The organism is Paraburkholderia sp. RAU6.4a, from assembly GCF_050435625.1.
Taxonomy (GTDB): domain Bacteria; phylum Pseudomonadota; class Gammaproteobacteria; order Burkholderiales; family Burkholderiaceae; genus Paraburkholderia; species Paraburkholderia tuberum.
Window position 1 is genome coordinate 368227 of the sequence record NZ_JBNDKQ010000001.1, and the last position, 20571, is coordinate 388797.

The window sequence follows — 20571 nt, forward strand, 5'->3', positions numbered from 1 at the left end:
TCCCGCATCGCACTCATTTTTCCATCAGCATCGACTGCAGCAGTTCGGCCGCGTGCCTCGCGCGCAGCGCATTATCCTCCTCGCGCTGTTGGGCGGCGGTATCTCCGGTTTTGGCGAAATGGTCGCGCAACTCGCGGCTGAACATTTCGCGCTCGCGCAGCGCACGCAGCGCCTTGCGCAATGAGTCCTCGGCATCCGTCATGCGGCCGTCGCCGAGCGACGCGGCCGAATACGCATGACCGGTATGACAGCGATAACGCATCACTCGAGATCCGGTCATGCGCCACAGCGTGCCGTTGCATTCGGGGCATGTGAAAGTCGAGGGCGTCGCGAGTCCCCTGATTGCTTCGAATGCCGTGGTGCCGGCCAGCCACGCGTCCTGTTCGAGAACGATGCGATCGGTCGCCTCGCGCCGCGCACGGCCGTTTTTTCCCAGCGCGCCGGCGTTGCCGCCGGTCAGTTTTACCAAACATTGCCCCATTTGATCGAGCGGCAGCACGTGGTCGGCAAACGGCGATGCATGTCGCGGCATCTCGCTCGCGAACGCGTCGGCAGGGTCCTGGACGAGCGTCGCGCCGCCGCACGCCTGGATTGCTTCGAGGCCCGCGGTGCCGTCGTCGAGCAGGCCGGTCAGGATCACGCCGATCGCGCGTGGCCCTATCTGCGCGGCCGCAGTGCGAAAGAGAGGGTCGATCGCCGGGCGCGCGAAGTTCTCTTTCGCGCCGTGCAGAAGCCGCAGTAGCCCATCCTCGACGACGAGGTGCCGATCGGGCGGCGCCACGTAAATTCTGCCGGGCGCGTAATGTTCGCCATCCTGTGCGTGCTTGGCGGGTAGCGGTCCGGCCTGGTTCAGCAGCGCGGGCAGCATGCTGCCATGCGCGCCGATATGCAGCACGACGGCGATGCTGGCGGGCATATCGACGGGAAGCTGCGAGGCAAGCGAACGAAGCGCATCGACCCCTCCCGAGGACGTGCCGATTACGATGAAGTCGCGGTGGGTCAAGTGGGCTCCGGGACGTGGAAGCGGGGCGTGCAAGCGGACCTTTCCTGTTAGTCAAACAAACTAGCAAGCCATATGCCGTCGCTGCATTTTTTGGGGCGTTGCCGGTAAAAACGTTCTTTTGGCGACGGCGGTCTTCAGCCTCCGCCACAATCCAGGCACGCGGGCCGAAAGCGCCGCGCGAAGCTCGCACAATGCATATGACGAATGTCGTGCAAGATCAGCTGCCGGGCGAATCGACCCAGTTCGTGAATCTGGTCCGCAAGTGGACATCGCTGCGGCAGTGCTCGCGGTGATGCAGAGCCGGACGCCCCGCGAAGCCGAGATGCGCCGCGCGGGCGGTCCGGTTAACGCAATTACACCGGCGCGGGCTGACTGCCCGTTGCTCGCGGGCGGCCGCTCGTGTCGTGCGCGAGCAGCGCGTCGTAGATCGTCAGATAGTCGTCGGTCATGCGCGCGGCCGTGAAGCGGCGCTCGAACGCGCGGCGGCACGCGCCGCGCTCGATGCTGTCGATGCGCGCAACCGCTTGCACGGCCTCGTCCACGTTATCGACGATCAGGCCGCTCACGCCGTCTTCGATCAATTCGGGCACCGCGCCGCGGCGAAACGCGATTACCGGCGTGCCGCATGCCATCGCCTCGATCATCACCATGCCGAATGGCTCGTCCCATTCGATCGGCAGCAGCAACGCGCGCGCGTTCTCGATCAATTGCCGGCGCGCGAGGCCGCCGACTTCGCCAAGGTATTCGGTGAACGCGCCCGAGCGGCGCAAGAGCGGATCGATGCGTTCGCGGAAATAGTCGCGTTCGCCGGGATGAATCTTCGCGGCGATCTTCAATGGCAAGCCGCTGCGCCGGGCGATTTCGATCGCGAGATCGGGACGTTTCTCCGGCATCATGCGGCCGAGAAAAAGCAGATAGGAACCGGCCATCGGTTGAAATTCGAACTGGTCGAGCGGCAGTCCGTGATGGACCGTGCCCTGCCAGTTCGCCCACGACACGGGCCGGCGCTGACTCACGGAAATCGACACCACCGGCACGCGCGCGAATTCGCGAAACAGCGGGCCATGATCGTTCAGCAGCAGACGGCCGTGCAGCGTCGTGAGCGTACGGCACGGCAGGCGCTCGGCCCACGCGAAATGCAGCGGCTCGCCGTGAAAATGAACGACGTCGAAGCGGTCCGCGTCGCGAATCACGCGCGCGAGCTGCCTGATGTGATGGGTTTGCGTGTCCCACACGTTCGCGTCGCGCCAAAGACCGCGCGGGCAGATCGGCACGAGCCGCGCGGCGCTCTTCGAATCGGCGCTCGCATAGAGCGTCACGTCGTGGCCGCGCGCGACCAGCTCTTCGGTCAGATACGACACGACGCGTTCGGTGGCGCCGTACGCGAACGGCGGCACGCTTTCGTAAAGCGGAGCGATCTGGGCGATTCTCATCAGTCGTTGAAAAGAGGAAGGAGAGGTTAGCGCGCGACATGCCGCGCCGGACCACCAGCAGCAAGTGACGTACCGCCGCGGGACCGTTGGCGCGGTATGGCGTTTGCTCGATGCGGGCACTTGACCGATTGAAGGAGCCGCCATGAACCGCCCAACGCGATCCGCTACCGACGACACGCAGCCCACCGCTCGACGCGAAACCGCGAGCACGCCCGATGCGCTCGCGCGGCTCGAGGCCGATCACCGCGCCGTGGAAAAGCTGTTCGACGCCTTCGGCAAATCGCGCGGCGACGAGCGCGACACGCTCGAAGCCAAAGCCGCGCTGACGCAGCGCGCGTGCGAAGAGCTGACGATGCACACGATCATCGAGGAAGAGCTGTTGTATCCGGCCGCGCAACAGGCGCTGCCCGACGACGACAAGCTCGATGTCGATGAAGCCTACGTCGAGCATTTTCTGGTGAAAACGCTGATCGCGAAGTTCGAGACGCTGAAGCCGGGCGACAAAGGCTTCGACGCGACGTTCAAGGTCATGTCCGAGCTCGTGCGGCATCACGTCGAGGAAGAGGAAGGCGAACTCTTTCCGGCCTTGCGGCGCACCGGCTGCGATCTCGCCGCGCTCGGTGAAAAGATCGCGGCGCGCAAGCAAACGCTGCAAGCCAGGCTGAATGAGGCGGGCAGTCGCGCGGTCGGCGACAAGACCTGATGGGAGCCTTGAATTTGCGCGCGGCGCTCGCACTGATTCGTTTAAGACGTCGCTGCGACAGTCATGTCCATAAGTTGACACTTACGGACGTGCGCACCCTGTTACATGTCCATTACCATCGATTTCAGGAGGGTAGAACAGGATCGCCTAATGCAGCAGGGGAGAGCCATGTCAAGGAGAAAGCTGAAACTGACGCCGTATCTGGCGGCAGGGGTCGCCTCGCGCGACGACTTTTCCATCTACGTCACCGCGCGCCGCAGCGCCGATGGGCGATTCTATGCCGATCTACTGGTGAGCCGTAAAGTGGATGGCCGCCGTCTGTTCCCGTTCGATGGCGCGCCCGAAGTCGGTCCGTTCAACAGTATCGAGGAAGCGCGGCTCGCCGCCGAGGAGTACGGTGCGCGAATCGTCGCGGCCGACCTTGCCTGTCCCGAGGCGTGAGCGCGCGGCCCGCCGCGATATCGCCTGGCGACACCCTCCCCTTCAAACGCTTGTCCTGGTTCACGACTGGCACGCGGTGGATCTGTGCGCCCGCTGTTTTCGTTCTGACGTCGTCGACGTCGACGTCCTCGAGCACCAGTCCGGCGGCGCGCTGATTTGATTCGCACGTCGAATAGCGGGTGCCATCGAACGAACGTGCGACGCGCGGAACAACGCTTGCTGGCCTGTGGCTCGCCGTCATTCGGGCACGGTGCATGTGGCGCCGTACCGCGGCATCGCTCACGTTCACGGAGAAGCACATATGGACAAGGAACTCGAAGCCCGCATTCGCACGCGGGCGTACCAGATCTGGGAAAACGATCCGTCGCCGGAAGGGAAAGCCGACGACCATTGGGAAGAAGCGCGCCGGCAGATCGAGGCGGAAGGCGCGGCCGACGACGCTGCCGTGCCGCAGGAGCCGACCGATCAGTCCGCGGAGCGCGAGCGCGGCTCGCGCATCGCGCCCGAAGAGCAACTGCAGGAAATGTCGGGCGATGACATCGAACCGCCGAAGCGCGCCACGCGGCCGCGCGCCGGATAAGCGAGCGCCGCCCCTTTATACCGACGCCGGCAATGGCGTCGGTGCCACCGGCAATGCGCGTTGGTGGCGCGTCGCGCTCTCTCATCAGTGGTCCCGCTCGACGCGCGGGAGTTGATCGAAGTAATGCTCGACGCGCGACAGCGCATACAGCGCGGCGGCCGATCGCACGTCGTTGCGGTCGCCCGAAAAGCGCCGCGTCTCGGCGAACGTGGTGAACTCATTGCCGCGCCGTCGGAACGACCACGCGAAGCATTGCGTGCCTGGTGGCGGATCGTCATCGGAGCCGCCATGCGCGCCGCTATCGGCGAGCCCCGTGTTCGATACCGCGATGTCCGCGCAGCAGCCTTGCTGGCGCAGCGCGCCCTCGGCCATTTCGCGCGCGACCGCTTCGCTGGTAAGCCCGTATTGCTTCATCGTGCTTTGCCGCACGCCGAGAAAGCCGGCTTTGCCCGATGGCGAGTAGCTGACGAAGCCGACATCGAGACACGCGCCGCTACCCGGCACGCTCGCCAGATACGACGCGATCTGACCGCCGGTGCAGGATTCGGACCGGCATTTGGTTCGTGCAATCGCTCCCGAGAAGCGCGCAGCAAAGATCGGTCCGGGCGCGCTTCACGTTTCGCGCATCGCCACGAGTACCTGCCGGCGGTATGCTCATTGCTGAAGCGTGAAAGAGCAGCGGACTCGCGCGCCGCCCCGTCGCAATGCGTGGCGCGCGCAGCGCTGCGCATTCGCGAGGAGGCGGCGATGAGCGATTTCGACGAAGCGCGCGCATGGATGGTCGAACGGCAGATCGTGCAACGCGGCGTGCGCGACGACTACGTGATCGAAGCGATGCGGCGCGTGCCGCGCGAGGCATTCGTGCCATCCGATCTGCGCGAATTCGCGTATGACGATACGCCGCTGCCGATCGGCGGCGAGCAGTCGATCTCGCAGCCGTACATCGTCGCGAAGATGCTCGCGGCCGCCGAGTTGCAGCCCGGCGATCGCGTGCTCGACATCGGCACGGGCTCCGGCTATGCGGCCGCGATCGCCGCGGAGATCGCGGGCCGGGTGGATTCCATAGAACGCGACGCGAGCCTCGCCGAGGGCGCGCGCGAGCGCTTGCAGCGGCTCGGCTACGAGAACGTCGAAGTGCATGTCGGCGACGGCACCGCAGGTCTTGCCGCGCATGCGCCCTATAACGCGATCATCGCGGCGGCGGGCGGGCCGCGTGTGCCGCGAGCGCTGCGCATGCAACTCGCCGTGGGCGGACGGCTCGTGATGCCGGTCGGCAGCAGTCAGAGCCGTCAGCGGCTCGTGAAGATCGTGCGGCGCGACGAACACGACTACGACGAAGATGCGTTCGGCGACGTGCGCTTCGTGCCGCTCGTCGGCGACGATGGCTGGCCGGAGCCAGGCGGCGCGGCGCGCGCGGATTTGCGGCCCGCATCCACGTCCACGCCGATCCCGCTCACGCCTATGCCGGCCGCACCTATGCCGGCCGCGCTCGAACTCGCGATTCGCGACGCGGCCGAACCGTTGCCCGACATCGATTCCGCGGAATTCGCGGCATTTTTCGACCGCTTCGCCGGGCATCGCGTCGTGCTGCTCGGCGAGGCCAGTCACGGCACGTCGGAGTTCTACCGTGCGCGCGCGGCGATCACGCGGCGCCTCGTCGAGCAGCACGGCTTTTCGATGATCGCGGTCGAGGCCGACTGGCCCGACGCCGCGATCGTCGACCGGCATGTGCGCGATCGGCCGATGCCCGGCGGGCGGTCCCGCCCGTTTCGCCGCTTTCCGACCTGGATGTGGCGCAACACCGACTTCATGGGCTTGGTCGCGTGGCTGCGCTCGCACAACGCCGCGCACCCCGAGCGCGAAACGCGCTTTTACGGGCTCGATATCTACAGCCTTTCCGAATCGATCGATGCGGTATTGCGCTATCTCGACAGCGTCGACCCTGCCGCGGCGTGCATCGCTCGCGAGCGTTATGGGTGCCTCAGTCCGTGGCAGAAAGATCCGGCCGTATATGGACGCGCCGCGTTGAGCGGCGGCTACGCGCAGTGCGAAGAACACGTGGTCGCGCAACTCGGCGATCTGCTGAAAAGCCGGCTCGACTATGCGCGCGAAGACGGCGAGCGCTTCCTCGACGCGGCGCAGAACGCGCGGCTCGTGGCGGTCGCCGAGCACTACTATCGCGCGATGTACTACGGCGGGCCGCAAAGCTGGAATCTGCGCGACACGCATATGTTCGACACGCTGCGTCATACGCTCGACAGCCGCGGGCCGCAGGCGCGTCTGGTCGCGTGGGCGCACAACTCGCATATCGGCGACGCGAGCGCCACGCAGATGGGCCGCATGCAGGACGAGATCAATCTCGGCCAGCTGTGTCGCGCGCAGTTCGGCGACGCGGCGGCGCTGATCGGGTTTGGCACGCACAGCGGCACGGTCGCCGCGGCGAGCGATTGGGGCGGACCGATGGAGGTCAAAACCGTGCAGCCATCGCTCGAGGGCAGCGTCGAATTCAGCATGCACGGCACGGGTCTCCCGCGCTTCCTGCTCGACCTGCGGCCCGGCATGCACGACACGCTGCGCGAACGGCTGCGCGCGCCGCTATTGGAGCGCTTCATCGGCGTCATCTACCGTCCCGGGACCGAGCGGTATAGCCATTACGCGGAAGCGTCGCTGGCCGAGCAGTTCGATGCGTTCGTGTGGTTCGATCGCACGAGCGCGGTGAGCGCGCTGCCCGTTTCCGCCGACGAAAAGAACCACGCGGCGGAGACTTTTCCATTCGGTGTGTGAGGGCGATCGGCACGCTCACGCCTCAGGCGAGGAACGCGGCTTGCAACGGAACGGACAGTGCATTCCAGCTGGTCCGAACCGAGGGGTCGCTCATGAACAAGGTTGTACAGCGCCTTGCCATCGCCGCGATGTCGGGTGTTGCCAGTGGCGTCGTCTGCGCGCAAGGCGCCCGGCGAGCTGAGCCGCGACCAGGCGAACCGTGAACATGCGGGGCGCGCGAACCAAGCAGCGGTTCAGCACGGACAGTGCCGCCGGCATGGCGCGAGCAGTGCGCGCTAGCGGCGACGCGGCCTGGCTGCCGCCACCGCCGCGCGTGCTCGCGATTCCGCCATGAAGGACGAACCGGTCTGGTTCCTGCTGATCGGCGCGCTGCTCACGTTCATGGCCGTCGCGCGCGGGCCGATCCGCCGCTTGCCGCTGACCGGCGCGATGATCTATCTGCTGGTCGGCGTGGCGGTCGGGCCGGCCGTGTCCGGGCTCGTCGGGGTCGATCTGCTCCGCAATACCGCGTTGCTCGCGACGCTGGCTGAAGTCGGGCTTGTCGTGTCGTTGTTTTCGATCGGCATGCATCTGCGCGTGCGGCTGCGCAATCCGCTGTGGTTGTTGCCGCTGCGGCTCGGCGGCCCGGCGATGCTGTTCACCGTCGCCTTGATGTTCGGCTTCACCGCTTTGGTGACCGGACGCGCGGACGGCGCGGCGTTGTTCCTCGCGGCCGCGCTCGCGCCGACCGACCCGGTGCTCGCCAACGAGCTGCGCGTGACGCAAGCTGGCGACGACGAGCCCGTGCGGTTCGCGTTGTCGGGTGAAGGCGGCCTGAACGACGGTGCCGCCTATCCGTTTGCGGTGCTGGGACTGACGCTTGCCGGCGCGAGGCTGTTCGGCTCGGGCAGCGGCGTGCATTTCGTCGGCTCGGTGCTGTGGGGGATCGTCAGTGCGCTCGTGATCGGCTGTGTGTTTGCGATCGTGTTCGCGCGCGCGATCTTCTTTCTGCGCACCCGCTACGGCGAAGCGATCGGTCTCGACGGGTTTCTCGCGCTAGGCCTGATGTCGACGTCGTACGGCGCGTCGCTGCTGCTGCACGCGTATGCGTTCGTCGCGGTGTTCGTGGCCGGCGTCGCCGTCCGTCACGAGGAGTTGCGCGCGACGGGCGACAAGAATCCCTCGGAAGTGCTCGACGAGGTGCAGCACGGCGAACAGGTCGATGTCGCCCAGGATCCAGAAATGGCGCATGCGGTCCTCGCCGAATCGATGATGGGCTTCATGCGCGAAATGGAGCGACTCGCGGAGTTGTCGCTGATGCTGATCATCGGCTGCGTCGTGTCCGCGCACTGGCGCGAGATGTTCGATCTGCGCGCCGTGTTGCCCGCGGTGTTTCTGTTTTTCGTCGCGCGGCCGCTGTCCGTCGTCGTCGCGATGATGGGTGCGCGCATCGACAATAGCCAGCGGCATCTGATGGCGTGGATGGGGATTCGCGGCGTCGGCGCGTTTTACTACCTGATGTTCGGCCTCGAATACGTGCGTGGCGCGATGACGCCGCTGCTGCCCGCCGTGCTCGATGCGATCGTGTTGTCGGTGCTGCTGCATGGCTCGACGGCGAACTATCTGTTGCGGCGGTATTTCGACCGGCGTCGCTGAATGAAGCGACGGGCGCGATGGCGCGCGTGAGTTGTCGCGCCGCGCTCCGCCTGGCTCCCGTTTGCCGCTCCTTGTATCGCAATGTATCCGCGCGGCCCGGGGATACGTGCGCTTACCAAACCCGTTGATCCAGACACATGCGAGATACGTCGGCGCGTTATAGCCATGCCCAAAAATACCAGATGGAAGTTGACTGTTGCGGGAGATTCCGATAGCTTCGAGTTACCTCACCGTTCGGTGCTGTCGACGATGACTTACCACGTGATGTACAGCGACCCGTCCGTGACAACCCGAGCAGGATTCGGAAAAGTCGCGGGCTTGCCCTACATACTCGATTCACGTCCCGGTTACCACCGATTGGGCAGTCGGTATTTGATTGACCGTGGGTTGGGTGTTTGGGACCCGGTTAAACGTGGGGTAGGTCTTCCGGAGGCGTTGCCCTCCGACCAGTCGATGAAGGATTATGCGGATTGGTTAGCAAACTTCCTTGAGTATGCTGACGTCCGCAAAATTGATCTGCGGACGTGTGACTACATCACAGCAATTAGGGACGGCTATCAGAAAGAACAAGTTGAAGGCACGTGGTCCCGAGACGGTCAGCCACTTGCTCCCAATTCCGTAAATGTGCGCGTCGACCATGCGTGCAACTTTCTCTTGTGGATGGTGGATAAAGGTCTTCGGCCGAAGTTCGACATTCCTTCGGTTACCGTAACTGTTTCATCGCGAAAGGCGTCGAATTCGAGAGGACACAGTGAAACGACGAAAGATGTTCGGGCTGGAAGACTTCGAAAAGACAAACGAACTCTCCAGATGCCGACCGAGCAGGAGCTTAGGAAATGGCTTGACGCGGTCTATCGTCGCAACGGCTACGCGAAAGGGCTGATGTGTGAGTCAGTGTTGCTCACCGCAATGCGCCGGACAGAGATCTCGCGCTTTAGAGTTGACGGTCTGCCTGAGGACAGGCGGAATTGGCGAACGCACAGTCCAGACGCTCCCCTGAGACAGCAGAAGGTTCTTATTTCCATCCGCTATGGAACGAAGGGGCCAGACTATGGAAAAGACCACGGTGACAAGATCGGACCGAGCAGGTCCATATGGGTGCCAGTAAAACTTGCGCAGCGTTGGGATGAATACCGGAAAGCCAAGCACGGCCGCATCGCTGCGCTCAAAATATGGGTGAGCGGCGCTAGAACAAAGAGCGAACGTAAGGAGCGAATCGACAACGCCGTCCACATGTTCCTCGACGAGCGAACTGGCTTGCCCATCACAAGCAAGCAACTCTACCACGCATGGACAAATGTTGAACTGCCTTACGACGGCTGGTCTTGCCATCTAGGCCGTGATTGGTGGGCGTGCGCAACGCTCATCGCGTACATGAAACCGTATATTCCGGCCGGGCGTGTTGATGCCGCGCAGGAGCGGAAATTAGAGATGGCAGCTGTCGATGTCATTCGTTTTGTCATTCAACCGCAACTTGGACACGCGGATGACGAGACATCGATGATTTACCTGCGCTGGTTCATGAACCTCATAGCGAACAATCTTTGGATCAGTTACGAGGATGATTTAAATAGTGGTTCGGTCGGCAACGGCGCTTGAGGGACACATTATGAGTATACGCAAGCACGACAAGGATCACAAACGCCCGCATAACCCAACCGAAGAAGATAAGCCCCCGGTTTCGATTCCAATGCAGCGCCCCGAATTTGGCGACCCTCTGCAATTCTGGACGCTACACTCCGAGCCGGTGTTCGTGGACCTTCACCCTTTTAAGGACGGGCAACTGGAGCCACGGGGGTATGGGCTCTGGAACGGAATGTACAGGGGAAGGCCTGAATTGATATATGAAGTTGCCCCCGCCTTCCAGGCATTGACTGAATATCTCGCGCCGTCAAGTGTTGCCTTAGATCTCACGACTTTGCGCAACTGGTGGCGCATATTCGACCAAATCGAGTCAGAATGCGTCTCGAGCGGCGTGCCAGTGATTCGCGTGAAAAATTTGTCAGATATAACGGAAATCCATCGGAATCGCGCGGTCGAAAGTGGAATGGACGTCACACAGTTTCGACGCTTCCGGCGTCTTCTAGAGCTTGCTAGGCGGATGCGGGAATTGCCCAAATTGCATTGGGCAGGTATGAAAGATCCGATTCCCCAAAATTATCTCCCGCCACCAGACGGGATTAGGATGATTCGCATTGAATTAAAGCATTCTTGGTTTCGACTTCTCTGGCGATGGGAGCGGACTGACAATCTATTACGGGTCGGAGGAAAATCGTCTTCGTCGGAAAACGAGAGACTGCGAAGAAACTACAGACGTTTCCGCATGGCTGTCAATAGAAATGCGCAACCTCGCCCGCGTAGCGAAGCGCTTTACGGGAATGTCAATGAAAAACATTTCCGAAAGCGAGGCTATAGCATAGAAGATATGTTTCTCGGATTTTACCCAGACGGATCTGATATTAGAGATGCATTTCATTTGTGTTTGGCTGCAACCGGATGGAATGCTGCAGTCCTAATTCAATTGGATGTCGACGAGGACTTTATCGTCCAGCATCCAAAGGATGCTACCCGATATATCATGTATGGGAAAAAAAGGCGCGGAAATTCAGAGCAGATTTATGAAGGGTTGTACAAATCTCAAAGCTCTGCCGGGATGGTCATAAAGGCTCTCATAGAGCGCACGGCTCCTTTGAGGACTCAGCTGCGGAAGAACCTGATAGCATTGGAGGGTCGATATCGCACACTTCAGTCGAGCGGTGCGAACGCACAAGATCTCTCCGATTTAAAAGAAAAAATCGAAGAGTTGAAACTCGGGGTTCGGTCACCATGGCTCTATGCGAACTATAGATCTCCGGCGGACATGCAATGGCTCAGCAGCAACGACTATGGGCGTTCTCCATCGGGCCCTGGTTCATATATTAACGTCGTTATCGAGCGCGTGAATCGTGGTTGTCCGCCAGAGAAGCGCATTCAACGCTTTGTGGCAGGGGATCTCAGAGATGCATTCGCTGAGTATGCCTATCGGGTCAGTGGCGGAATGCTCTTATATGTCATGAAGGCGTTAGGACAGAAGACGCTTAAGTCCACGGTAAGGTACGTAGACAACACTTTTGTCAACGCAGAGACTGACAAGCTCTACATGATTTTCAGCGAGAATCTATGGGATGAAATCAGGCAGACCGAGAAGGTCGATCCGGCTATTCTCGCCATACGTTCCCGTGATGGAAGCGTGACAACGAGCCAGAGGGGGCGGCTCGATGAATACCGGAAATTGAGTCGTAGCCGAATCGGTATGGGATGTAAAGATCCTCACAATCCTCCACGCCACATCGCGCCAGATTTTGTTCCCGATGGGAAATCGAATTGTCCCGTTCAGAGATGCACACTATGTTTAGAGAATGGCGTAGTCTTTGCTGAGAGCATTGATGGACTTTGCATGCGTTTCGTAGAACTTGAGTACATAAAATCACACATATCTGTTACCGCATTTCTTGAATCATCGTTCGGAGAAGAGATTGAAAATACAGAATTCGCACTGAAGCATTTCGACGGGCGAGAGGTCGAGTTGCGCCTGCAACAATGGCGGAAGCGAGTGAACTCGGGTGAGCATCGTGTCGTTGACCTAGATGGCGTTTGAGCGATGAGCAAAAGAAATGTCTCGCAACGGTCAGTGCCGCAAGAAGAATGTTTAGACTGTCAAGTATTTGACGAGAATGGTGTTGACGGGACTGCTAACCGCGCGCGTCTGCGGGTGGAGGTCGAGTCCATACAGCGCGCTGGCAGCGACAGTCTGACGACGATTCAGTCTCTCCTCCGGCATGGGAGCAAGTTCGGCTATTGGGATACACCGCGTGATTGGGCGCCTACGCAGGTTGGCCAAGCAACACTACATGTGGATTTACGAAGCCGAATTATTCACTTTCTACCCATGACCATGAAGGGACTATGTCCTGAGGGGACGCCCTTGAACGCGAGAGGTCGGGAATCGGAAGCGGAGAGGCTTGGCCGAATTGTGGAGGGGGCAGTTCTGATCATCACACGGTACTTGCTTCTGCTTCGGATTGGTCCGGTCGGATTTCGTAGCCGTGATTCCTCTCTTGATCCGACAACCATACGGGGCCTTGCGTACGACATACTTCCTAAGCTCTTCGCGGTGTCCATCGCCTCATTCGTCTCTAGCATATCAGCGAACGAGGCGGACGTTCCAGCGGCCTTTCTAAGGCATGTCCCACTCGAATATGTCGATTCGCTTGCGAAGACTGCAAAGAGGAGAACTGTTGCTGAGCTTCAACGTATGTTCATGCTCGAATCAATGGGTCTCTGGAATCAAGTGCCGGTTCTTGAACACGATAACCGACGAACAACCCCCGTAGCCGGACCGGGGAAGCCGAAAACTGACGAAGACAAATCTGTACCGTACCAGCCGTTGCCAGATGACTACGTTGCAGCAATGGGTGCGAGAAGCTTGTGGCTTATCGAGAATATTGGGCCAGTCATAATCCCGGTGCTCCGGAAAATGAAAGAGATTTATGTCAAGGAAGATAAGCCGGAATTGGGTACAAAGGGCGTGAGGACTAGGCGGAGACGCAAGTTAAAAGAGTTTCTTTCGGGTCACGTGTGGAAAGATCGCGAAGGTAACACTATCGAGTCGTTACCCTTCCCAATATACTCTCCGAACACGGCAGGTCGATACTCGAAGGTAAGCGGGCTAACTCCTGAGGCCGGGGCTGGTGATGCAGAAATACATCGTCTTGCATGGCCGCCGAAGCTGCCCTCAGAAGTGTTTGCCATCGCAAACACGGTTCAGCTTGCACACATGTTCCTTGTAGGTATGACTTTAGCTGGTCGCAAAGGAGAAATAATTTCGCTGGAGCGTAACTGCGTGCGATATGCCAGGAATGGAAGGCCCTATGCGAATGGGAAAACCTATAAGTTGGTCGAACGGCATGGCGGTGAATGGAGAGATTGGATCTTACCTGACATTGCTGCTGCGGCAATCGAGCAACAGGTTCGGCTAGTTCGCGCGTTGGAAACCATCGGAAATCAAGAGCCAGAGCGAAGTGTCGAACGGGAAAAAGGCACAAATTTTGGAACACATTTGTGGTCGCAATCCGGCATCGGGTACGGCGATCGTGCATCACCGCTGTTGAAATTCAACTGGGCGTTAGGGCAATATGCGCGAACTCTCTGTTTGGAAACGCATCCCCGGTGGAATGGCGTTTACCTCGCATAGACTGAGAAAGACGGTGGCGCGGCTCGTCGCGCTAGCGCTTACACAAGCCCCAAAGATACTTATGAGGGTTTTTGGGCATAAAGCGGTTGAGATGACGATGACCTACATTATGACCGACAAAGGTCTCCGTGCGGAGATAGAGCAGCTATGCCGCGAACTCAGGGTCATGAGGGCAACCGAAGTTGTACAGAAGATGATTGAAGCCGAAGATGCGGAAGGTCCTTCGTTGGTCAATGGCGGATTTGGCGGGCCTGCAGCAACGACGTTCCGACAGGCCGTTGCGGTTCAGAAAGAAGGGCTACACCATGCCGGAATGGAGTGGGGCGCGGAGAATGCAAAGGAGCTTGCCGAGGTACTCACGTTGCAGGGCAAAGCTTGGCACTACGTCCGGCCTGGGATCATTTGCACGAAGTTTCCGGGCACCGAAGCGGGTCCATGCAATAAGAGCCGTGGGCACCCCGAACCTGCTCGATGCCAAACGCATTGTCGACACCGACTCGAAGAAGCGTTTCTAAGGGAAGACGTCGATGGAGCGATAAGAGATTCCATCAAGGCCTACAACGAAGCCTCCGTAGCGGGAGAGGATCTGATGCGGGAATCTTGGGCCGGTCAGATAAGAATGCACATTCGGCGATTTGAGGACATTCGCGCGAAGTGGAGTAATGACCCAACTGTTCAGCTTGTCCTCAATGAGGTCGACCACGACGGAGCGGTAACATGACGAGGGCGTACTTGAAGGGGAAGAGGGTTACGTCAGACGCTTCTCGCGCTTTGATGCGCGATAGTGCCCTAGAACGAGGGAAGGCTCGATCACAGGATGTTGAAAAGCGTGTCCGAGATGTTATGAATGGCATCGATGAAGAGATGGCAAGAAACGGTGGTGTCTATCCGCATAATGGCGGCGCGGTTTCAGCAGCGGAGGTAGCGCGCCGGGCCGGGATTCATGAAACGACGTTTTACACTGCTAAGCAGCGTGACCTCGGGAAAGAGGTCAAGGCGTGGATTTCCGGGTTAAAGGCCACGAATGTGGTTGGCCGGGTTCGTCTTCGCAGAACGGTCGCTGAACGGCTGCAAGAATGGATGGAAAACTATAAGGGCCTCGCTCAGTCACACCGTGACACTGAGCTGGAGCTACAACAAGTCGAAGCCGATCGGGACGCGGCGCTAGTCGAGCTGGAAAGACTGCGAAACGAAAATGCAACTCTTCGCGAAAATCTTTCCGTGTCAGCGGCAGGGCGGGTTGTCGGATTTCCGCCTCAAAATCGCTGATGTCTACTGCGAGCCTTGGCGATTCCTTGAGAACGGGGTTGTTTGCTATCTCAGGGGCCGTTAAGGATGCTTTGACTCAACAATTCTAACAAGTGATTTCAGTGTAGCGCCTAGAACGCGCGCCACCAGCGTAGGCAGCCGGCGGTACGTTCTGTCGCATCGTCTGCTGCAACCGTGGAGCGGCCCCCTGAATCTCCGGACACAGTCTCCCACTAAAACAACGGGTAGGTATAGGACTGTGTTAATGGGATGGTCGCCCCCGCCTCCGTGGCAAGAGTACGCTACGGAGGCAATCACCGAGGGGAACCATCATGGAAGAAGTGACGCTCGTCGGAATCGATCTTGGGAAGCATTCGTTTCACTTACACGCCCAGGACCAAAAGGGTAAAGAGGTCTTTCGCCGGAAAGTGACACGCAGGCAGCTCGTTGAGCTATTGGCGAATTTTCCCGCCTGTACTATTGCAATGGAGGCATGTGCCGGTGCGCATTTCATGGCGCGCACGCTGGGTGGCTTGGGCCATCACGTCCGGCTCATTGCCCCACACCTTGTTCGGCCGTTCGTCAAAAGCAATAAAAACGACTTTGCCGACGCCGAGGCGATCTGCGAAGCGGCATCGCGCCCGTCCATGCGATTCGTCACACCTCGAACAGAGCCGCAGCAAGTCCTGTCAGCACTGCATCGAATTCGGGAATCGTTCGTGCGCGACCGTGTGTGCACCGGAAACCAAGTTCACGGAATTCTTCTGGAGTTCGGCGTCAGTTTGCCCGTGGGCAGCACGGCGTTGAAGCGTTTGCCAACCATCATCGCCCAGCATTCACTTCCCCCCCGGCTCGTGATGATGCTTGAGAGGCTTCATGCCCACTACAAGTATCTCGACGGACAGATTGCCGACCTCGACAAGGAGCTGGCTCGCCAGTTGAGTGACGATGATCTCGGGCAGCGGCTACTGACGATCCCCGGAGTCGGCCCAATTACGGCAAGCGTGCTGTCAAGCGAGGTCGGTGACGGGAAGCAGTATCGAAACAGTCGTGATTTCGCTGCCTCAATCGGCCTTGTTCCGCGTCAGCACAGTACAGGCGGCAAAGCGACTCTGCTCGGCATCAGCAAGCGAGGGGACAAGAATATCAGGCGTCTCCTTGTGCAGTGCGCGCGCTCCTATATGCGTGACGTCGAAAGAAGATCTGGTCCTCTTGCTGACTGGGTACGTGCTCTCCTCGGGCGACGACACTCGAGCGTTGTGGCCTGCGCGCTGGCCAACAAGCTGGCCCGGATCGCGTGGGCCATAGCTGCACGGCACACGGTATTCGAAGCTACCGGTTCTCGATTGCAGGATGCCTGAGAGAGGCTGTTAGCGTTGGATTAACCATCTGGTTTTGCGATCGCTGGAAATTGATGAGGTGAACGGCATACCGGCCTGAACGAACAACCCGATAGTCAAGTAGGCTTCCAAAGCCGATGTGTTTTTTAGGATCGTCAGGTGCGACTCTCATCGTGGCGCTGGGGCAGTGACCCCATGAGGACGCCAAATAGATTTGCGCAAGCCCGTAACATCGTCGAAACCGGCATTTGCAAAAATGGGGGCGACCATAGATTTGACTAACTTCAGGCAGGAAGTGATGGAAGTGTTGACGGGCCCGGAGCGTCGGCGGCGCTGGACGGTGGAACAAAAGCTGGCGATGGTGCGAGAGAGCCTTCGAGCCGGGAAAATCGGTTTCGATGGTCGCGCGCCCGCACGGCGCGAACCCGAACCAGCCGTTCCACTGGCGCAAGCTTTACTAGGACGGGAGCCTGTCAGCGGTCAAGGCTGGCGAAGAAGTTGTCCCTGCATCGGATTTGGCCAATGCACTCAAGCAGATCGCGAACTGCAACGGATGCTCGGCAAGAAGACAACGGAGAATGAGAACGTTTGCGAAGCAGTCGAGTATGGTCGGGCAGAAATGGATAGCGCACTCGCCTTTGCTGCCGGAGGAAGACCAGTGAAGCTGGTTTGTGAAGTTCTCGGCGTGTCGCGCTCGAACGTATCGGCACGACTGTCGTGTCCGGCTACCTGGCGAGATGGACGTCAATCGAGGCATACCGACGATGCGAGCGTGGTCGAGGAAATTCGCCGCGTCGTCGGCGATTTGCCGAGTATGGCTATCGCCTGGTTCGGGGCAAGGTGCGCAACGAACGCGTTGCGCTTGGGCTGGTCCCGTTCAATGCAAAGCGCGTCTATCCCGTCATGCGCACATACGACGGCAGGCCATAGCGGCGACATCGTGCGCGACGTGATGCTGACTGCGGTGGGAAATCGCTTCGGCAATGCGTTGCATACGCCATCAGAAATCGAGTGGCTGAGCGACAATGGCTCGGGCTACACAGCCGACGATACGCGCCAGTTTGCGAGGAACATCGGGCTGAAGCCATTGACCACTCCGGTCTATAGCCCGCAAAGTAACGGTATGGCTGAGAGCTTCGTCAAGACGATGAAGCTTCATTACGTCGCCTTCATGCCGAAGCCGGACGCAGCGACCGCTGCACGCAACCTGGCCATCGCGTTCGAGCATTAGAACGAGAAGCATCCCTATAGCGCGTTGAAATACCGTTCGCCTCGCGAGTTCCGCCGCTCGATGGATTCAGCAACCATAGTGTGAACCTGTGTTCGAGATTACAGGGTCAACTCCAAACCGCATTATAGTGGGCGGGTGCAGTAGCTGGCAGGAGCCACACCGATGCCCACATTGTGCGCGCGGCGTACTGCGGCCAATAGCCCTCTCTGTACTGTGAAGTTCTCGAGGCGCTGTTGCTCCGTCTGGACCGTGTCGCGCTGGTGCGCGGTTTCACGCACTAGCTGTTTGGAAAGCCGCGCACGCTCGGCGGCAAGTTGGCTCTCATCCTTCTACGCCGAGTTGGCGGCCCCGGCCTCCAGCTGCGCCTGCAGAATCTTCAAGGGTCGCAGTCCGCTTCGTGGCCCGTTCAATATTCGCACAGCCACCGCTAGGGCGGCGTCTCGGGCGCTTAGCTGACTCCGCACGTCCGCGAACTCGACCCGCAGCAGTTCGACCTTCAGCGCGGCGTTGTGCTGTGCCTCAGCTGCGGCTCCCACCAAGGCTTCGGCCTCGCGGCATAGCCGCACCGTACTGTCCAGCTGCGTGGCGACTGCGGCCTCCCACGACACGGGCATCTGCGCGGCGATCTCCGGCGGCACGTCGGGCAACGCGAAGCCGGTGAGGCCCGCGTGCACAACCTCCGCCTCGATGGCGTTCAGGTGCCGCGAGAGCGTGGCGGGGGGCGCCGGCGCCGAGACGTGCCCCGAAGCTTGCGCAACGAGACGATCTTCCGGAAAAGGGGCATCGGACGCGAGGGTGGGGTCGCCCGCCTCGGCGAGCATCGCGAGGATGGTGGCGCGGATCGCGTCGGGGGTCACGGCGGCGGGGCGGGCCATGGAGGACCTCCTGCAGCGGACCGGCCACAGACGGCAAGCAAACGGGCAGCAAACGACGGCGCGTGGCGGGACGTCGGGAAAGGCCAGCCGCGCGAGGCGCAGGGCGGTTTATTTAGTCTGTATTACGCACAGGCCTGACGCAAGAAAACCGCATTTGTCGCGATTAAAAAAGGTCTCGCCGCGATAAACGCCCTTATCGCGGCCAGCGCACGACTTCGCCCGACGCCCGAAGCCGCAGCCGACAATTGGTCACCGTGGCGCGTGGGACAGGCATCGACGCAGGGTTAAGCACTGCGGGATGGGACCCACTTCCGAGCACTTTATTAGTGAGTAAGCTACCTCGTACGGACCTTCAGGAGCGGCAGCTTGCCCGTGCGGACTTCACGAACTCGCACCGTATCCATCAGCGCATCCCGTCTTGAACGCACGTACGCGCGGCGCGAGGGTGTAGCCATCGTAACGACGGAGCAATGCGATGGAGAACACCACGGGAGAGACTGTATCGACGGGCACGCGGCGGCCTCGGCAGGGCGAGGCGTTCTGGCGAGAGATGGTCATGGCATGGAAAGGAAGCGTACCCGTTAGCGTCCTCAGGAACGCGACGATTGCGTCAATGTCCGATTCCGCCAATTGTTTGCCGACCTGATATATCGCCATGTCACGTACAGCTTCGCGCAGATCGATGCGGCTGCCGTCGTGGAAATAGGGCGCGGTCAGCTCAACGTTGCGCAGCGTCGGCGTCTTGAACGCATGGCGATCGAGCGGATCTTTCGTAAAGTTGGCGCGGCCGTTGTCCGCGTCGGTGCGCGCGTAGCCCCGCGCGGCGAAGTAGTCGGCCGCGAGGCCCATCCGTTCGAACGACTGCCCGCCCAGATTCTTGCCAACGTGGCAGGTCGCGCAATGGTTTGCCTTGAATAACTGGTAGCCGCGCAGTTCCTCGCTATTCAGCACACCCCTGTCGCCGCGCAGGTAAGCATCGAAGCGACTCGGCGTTAGCAGTGTCGTCTCATATTCGGCGATCGCGTCTGTGATGTTCTCGCCTGACCAACCGTCCGGGTACACCCGCAAGAACTGTTGCGTCAGCGATGAGTCCTGTTTCAGCTTATTGATGATCTCACTCCATGACGTGGACGCCATTTCGACCGGATTCAGCGGTGGGCCGCCGGCCTGTTCCTGCAGCGTGGCGGCGCGACCGTCCCAGAACTGCTTGCGGTTGAGTGCCGAATTGAACACTGTCGGTGCGTTGATTGCACCCAACTGGCCACCCACGCCGGACGAAACCTTGTTTCCATCTACGCCGCCGATCGCTAGCTTGTGGCAGCTCGCACACGATATCGTGTTGTCCACCGATAGTCTGACATCGTTGAAAAGCTGTTTCCCGAGCGCGACCTTGCCCGCGTCAGTCGGCAAGGAATGTGGCAACGGTTGTACCGGCTCGTTAGCGAACTCTGGTGCAACGCCGGGCGTCGCATATGCGCTGTGTCGCTGTGACGCGATCCAGTCGACAAGCGCGCGTTGATCGTCGCCGCTCAAGCCGGTGGTCCAGTGTACGAAGCGGAACAGCTTTGGTGGCATGCTGCGTTCGTTCACAACGGTTTCCAGCTTTGCAAGATCGGCTTCGGGGGCCGGTACGCCACTTTCGAGCGCCGCGTACAGGCTGTCGATGCGGAAGTAGGCGAGGCCCGTCTGTATGTCGTGCTCGGCTAGCTGACGAATGCCCGGTAGCGCGGCATAGTTGGGCAGGACAGTTTTCGTCGAGTGGCAGTAATAGCACGCGTTTCGATCCAACACTTCGCGGATGCCGAATGCTTGTGGGGACGCAGCCAGTCTCACGGCCGCTCTTTCCGCATAGTCCTTGTCGTGTATGTACGCGATACCGCTGATGCAGAGATAGCCTATCAGCACGACGGCGATCGACACGATCAGCAGTTTTTTCACTTGCTCTCCTGTTTCGATTTTGGTCGGAATCCCATACCGTTTACATCGGGTAGGTCTTGATGTTGATATCGGCTGCAGAGCGATGACGTGCTGATCGTACAGAACGCACAGGAATTGACTGGTTCCG

Annotated in this window: 16 protein-coding genes and 1 pseudogene; 12 read left to right on the forward strand and 5 right to left on the reverse strand. The window is 60.3% G+C overall.

Features of this window, described 5'->3' with window-relative positions; genetic code table 11:
• Positions 1 to 13: 13 nt before the first annotated feature.
• Positions 14 to 1003, reverse strand: a complete 990-nt coding sequence (locus tag OKW40_RS01615) for a chemotaxis protein CheB (protein WP_429487849.1) — start codon at positions 1001 to 1003, stop codon at positions 14 to 16.
• A gap of 353 nt (positions 1004 to 1356) precedes the next feature.
• A complete protein-coding gene (locus tag OKW40_RS01620; protein ID WP_429487851.1) occupies positions 1357 to 2436 on the reverse strand; it encodes a glycosyltransferase family 4 protein in 1080 nt (359 codons plus the stop codon).
• A 142-nt stretch (positions 2437 to 2578) separates the two neighbouring features.
• Between OKW40_RS01620 and OKW40_RS01625 the strand changes: the two genes are divergently transcribed.
• The 3 genes from OKW40_RS01625 to OKW40_RS01635 all read left to right on the forward strand — a co-directional run bounded on the left by OKW40_RS01625 (position 2579) and on the right by OKW40_RS01635 (position 4160).
• The gene (locus tag OKW40_RS01625; RefSeq protein WP_429487852.1) at positions 2579 to 3139 is read left to right on the forward strand and encodes a hemerythrin domain-containing protein; all 561 of its coding nucleotides are present in this window, start codon (positions 2579 to 2581) and stop codon (positions 3137 to 3139) included.
• 168 nt (positions 3140 to 3307) lie between these two features.
• Positions 3308 to 3580 (forward strand): DUF6723 family protein, encoded by a 273-nt coding sequence (locus tag OKW40_RS01630; protein WP_184059249.1) that lies wholly within the window; start codon positions 3308 to 3310, stop codon positions 3578 to 3580.
• Between the two features lie 301 nt (positions 3581 to 3881).
• The gene (locus tag OKW40_RS01635; protein ID WP_184059073.1) at positions 3882 to 4160 is read left to right on the forward strand and encodes a DUF2934 domain-containing protein; all 279 of its coding nucleotides are present in this window, start codon (positions 3882 to 3884) and stop codon (positions 4158 to 4160) included.
• An 84-nt stretch (positions 4161 to 4244) separates the two neighbouring features.
• Here OKW40_RS01635 and OKW40_RS01640 read toward each other — a convergent pair whose 3' ends face one another.
• Positions 4245 to 4757 (reverse strand): CinA family protein, encoded by a 513-nt coding sequence (locus tag OKW40_RS01640; RefSeq protein ID WP_429488466.1) that lies wholly within the window; start codon positions 4755 to 4757, stop codon positions 4245 to 4247.
• Between the two features lie 150 nt (positions 4758 to 4907).
• Between OKW40_RS01640 and OKW40_RS01645 the strand changes: the two genes are divergently transcribed.
• The 9 genes and pseudogenes from OKW40_RS01645 to OKW40_RS01685 all read left to right on the forward strand — a co-directional run bounded on the left by OKW40_RS01645 (position 4908) and on the right by OKW40_RS01685 (position 17715).
• Complete coding sequence (locus OKW40_RS01645; protein ID WP_429487854.1) at positions 4908 to 6944, forward strand: protein-L-isoaspartate(D-aspartate) O-methyltransferase; 2037 nt, start codon at positions 4908 to 4910, stop codon at positions 6942 to 6944.
• Positions 6945 to 7274: 330 nt separating this feature from the next.
• Positions 7275 to 8579 (forward strand): cation:proton antiporter, encoded by a 1305-nt coding sequence (locus OKW40_RS01650; RefSeq protein WP_429360377.1) that lies wholly within the window; start codon positions 7275 to 7277, stop codon positions 8577 to 8579.
• A gap of 165 nt (positions 8580 to 8744) precedes the next feature.
• A complete protein-coding gene (locus tag OKW40_RS01655) occupies positions 8745 to 10178 on the forward strand; it encodes a site-specific integrase (RefSeq protein WP_184053385.1) in 1434 nt (477 codons plus the stop codon).
• Between the two features lie 10 nt (positions 10179 to 10188).
• On the forward strand, positions 10189 to 12216 hold the full coding sequence (locus tag OKW40_RS01660) for a hypothetical protein (protein ID WP_184053387.1): 2028 nt from the start codon (positions 10189 to 10191) through the stop codon (positions 12214 to 12216).
• A gap of 657 nt (positions 12217 to 12873) precedes the next feature.
• Positions 12874 to 13812, forward strand: a complete 939-nt coding sequence (locus OKW40_RS01665) for a hypothetical protein (protein WP_429487856.1) — start codon at positions 12874 to 12876, stop codon at positions 13810 to 13812.
• Between the two features lie 91 nt (positions 13813 to 13903).
• The gene (locus OKW40_RS01670) at positions 13904 to 14533 is read left to right on the forward strand and encodes a hypothetical protein (RefSeq protein WP_429487857.1); all 630 of its coding nucleotides are present in this window, start codon (positions 13904 to 13906) and stop codon (positions 14531 to 14533) included.
• A gap of 122 nt (positions 14534 to 14655) precedes the next feature.
• Entirely contained in the window at positions 14656 to 15081 is a 426-nt protein-coding gene (locus OKW40_RS01675; RefSeq protein WP_184053391.1) for a hypothetical protein, read from the forward strand.
• Positions 15082 to 15392: 311 nt separating this feature from the next.
• Positions 15393 to 16421 (forward strand): IS110 family transposase, encoded by a 1029-nt coding sequence (locus OKW40_RS01680; protein WP_429402224.1) that lies wholly within the window; start codon positions 15393 to 15395, stop codon positions 16419 to 16421.
• Positions 16422 to 16698: 277 nt separating this feature from the next.
• Positions 16699 to 17715: pseudogene (locus tag OKW40_RS01685) on the forward strand (transposase).
• Between the two features lie 245 nt (positions 17716 to 17960).
• On the opposite strand, the gene OKW40_RS01690 reads toward OKW40_RS01685, so the two are convergent.
• Together OKW40_RS01690 and OKW40_RS01695 are read right to left on the reverse strand one after the other, a co-directional pair.
• Positions 17961 to 18506 carry a DNA-binding protein gene (locus tag OKW40_RS01690; protein ID WP_184053393.1) on the reverse strand — a complete coding sequence of 182 codons (546 nt, stop codon included), beginning with the start codon at positions 18504 to 18506 and terminating at the stop codon, positions 17961 to 17963.
• A 381-nt stretch (positions 18507 to 18887) separates the two neighbouring features.
• Complete coding sequence (locus OKW40_RS01695; protein WP_184053395.1) at positions 18888 to 20444, reverse strand: cytochrome c peroxidase; 1557 nt, start codon at positions 20442 to 20444, stop codon at positions 18888 to 18890.
• Positions 20445 to 20571 lie beyond the last annotated feature (127 nt).

Coding starts and splice junctions, on each gene's coding strand:
- OKW40_RS01620 (WP_429487851.1), bottom strand. CDS start 2,436: ATGAGAATCGCCCAGATCGCTCCGCTTTACGAAAGCGTGCCGCCGTTC.
- OKW40_RS01625 (WP_429487852.1), top strand. CDS start 2,579: ATGAACCGCCCAACGCGATCCGCTACCGACGACACGCAGCCCACCGCT.
- OKW40_RS01630 (WP_184059249.1), top strand. CDS start 3,308: ATGTCAAGGAGAAAGCTGAAACTGACGCCGTATCTGGCGGCAGGGGTC.
- OKW40_RS01635 (WP_184059073.1), top strand. CDS start 3,882: ATGGACAAGGAACTCGAAGCCCGCATTCGCACGCGGGCGTACCAGATC.
- OKW40_RS01645 (WP_429487854.1), top strand. CDS start 4,908: ATGAGCGATTTCGACGAAGCGCGCGCATGGATGGTCGAACGGCAGATC.
- OKW40_RS01650 (WP_429360377.1), top strand. CDS start 7,275: ATGAAGGACGAACCGGTCTGGTTCCTGCTGATCGGCGCGCTGCTCACG.
- OKW40_RS01655 (WP_184053385.1), top strand. CDS start 8,745: ATGCCCAAAAATACCAGATGGAAGTTGACTGTTGCGGGAGATTCCGAT.
- OKW40_RS01660 (WP_184053387.1), top strand. CDS start 10,189: ATGAGTATACGCAAGCACGACAAGGATCACAAACGCCCGCATAACCCA.
- OKW40_RS01665 (WP_429487856.1), top strand. CDS start 12,874: ATGTTCATGCTCGAATCAATGGGTCTCTGGAATCAAGTGCCGGTTCTT.
- OKW40_RS01670 (WP_429487857.1), top strand. CDS start 13,904: ATGACGATGACCTACATTATGACCGACAAAGGTCTCCGTGCGGAGATA.
- OKW40_RS01675 (WP_184053391.1), top strand. CDS start 14,656: ATGAATGGCATCGATGAAGAGATGGCAAGAAACGGTGGTGTCTATCCG.
- OKW40_RS01680 (WP_429402224.1), top strand. CDS start 15,393: ATGGAAGAAGTGACGCTCGTCGGAATCGATCTTGGGAAGCATTCGTTT.
- OKW40_RS01690 (WP_184053393.1), bottom strand. CDS start 18,506: ATGGCCCGCCCCGCCGCCGTGACCCCCGACGCGATCCGCGCCACCATC.